The following is a 1629-nucleotide window of genomic DNA, read 5'->3' on the forward strand; positions in this document are numbered from 1 at the left end:
CCAATCCCCACTCCCCACTCCCCTCTTCCTTCAAAAGATACGCCCCCATCATCGGCGTAACCATCCGCGCGACAAGAGTTGAGAAGATTGTGGAAACGGCAACGGTAACACCAAATGGTTGGAAAAATTGCCCCGGAATCCCACCCATAAAAGCAACGGGCATAAACACGGCAATAATGGTTGCTGAACTTGCGATTACCGCTAATCCTACTTCGTCGGCAGATTCAAAAGCAGCATCCCAAGCTGATTTGCCCATAGCGATATGCCGTTCCATGTTTTCAATTTCCACCACGGCATCATCTACCAAGTTGCCCACCGCCAGCGCTAATGCCAACAAAGTCATGTTGTTGAGGGTGTAACCAAGGGCTTGCTGCACTGCAAAGGTGGGAATTATTGACAAGGGTAAGGCAACAGCCGTAATTAATGTTGCTCGCCAGTCCCGCAAAAATACTAAAATAACGATGACAGCCAGCACCGAAGCTTGAATTAATTCATCAATGGTGCTTTGGTATGATTGGCGAACAACATCGGCTCTAGTAAAAATCAAATCTAGTTTGACATCTGCGGGAAGTGTTTTTTCCAGTTCTTTGACAGCTGCTTTCACTCCTTGTTCTACTGTCACCAGAACGCTGCCAGTACTACGCAACACTTGGAAAGCTACCACAGGTTGATTATTTAAGGTGGCGGCTTGGCGCACATCACCAAATTTATCTTCTATAGTTCCCAAACTGGATAATGGTACCGAACCCCCTTGTGGTAAGAGGATTTCGTAGGTTTTCAAAATATCCACACTGGCGGCACTTCCTAATGTGCGGATACTTTGTTCGCTACCACCGACTTCGGCCCGTCCGCCAGGTAAGTTAATGTTTAAATCGCGGATTTGGTCGTTTACCTGAGTGGCGGTGATACCCAGAGATTGTAAGCGGCTGGGATTCAGGTTAATGCGAATTTCTCGGTCAACTCCACCCACACGTTGAATTTGGGCGACACCACGGACTCCCAACAAGGCGCGGCTAATGGTTTGATCGACAATATTGCTTAATTCTTCTACAGAACGCTTATCTGATTTAACTGCGTAAGTAATCACCGGGCCGCCAGCAAAGTCCAGACGTTCCACAATTGGATCGTTGATCTCTTGGGGTAAATCTTGGCGAATTTGAGCGATCGCATTGCGGACATCATTGGTGGCGCGATCGCTATCTGTACCCAAAACAAAATTGATTGTCGTTTTAGAATTCCCATCGCTGACGGTGGAAATCATAAAATCGATATTGCCCAACCCCGCGACGGCATCTTCAATTTTTTTCGTCACTTGGGATTCTAGTTCGGCTGGGCCTGCACCTGGTTGGGTGACTTTGATCGAAACTGTTGGGACATCAATATTTGGGTTAGTATCAATCCCCAAGGATAAAAAGGAGAACCAACCCACAACCGTCAAAATTAAAAATAAAACTATCGTAGGAACAGGTTTTTTAATCGACCAAGCTGAGATATTAAAGGACATGAGAAAATTTTAGATTTTGAATTTGTCATTGGTCATTTGTCATTTGTCATTCGTCATTAGTCATTGGTTATTTCTCCCATTCCCCATTCCCCATTTCCCATTCCCCATTTCCCATTCCCCATTCC

Annotated in this window: 1 protein-coding gene; it reads right to left on the reverse strand. The window is 45.7% G+C overall.

The window, feature by feature from the left end:
• Window positions 1-1504 (reverse strand): efflux RND transporter permease subunit (locus G1O98_RS38120; RefSeq protein WP_163939628.1); only part of this gene is annotated, 1504 nt, incomplete at its 3' end.
• Between the last annotated feature and the right edge of the window lie 125 nt (window positions 1505-1629).

Source organism: Nostoc sp. UIC 10630 (assembly GCF_010747425.1).
In the GTDB taxonomy this organism is placed as follows: Bacteria; Cyanobacteriota; Cyanobacteriia; order Cyanobacteriales; family Nostocaceae; genus Nostoc.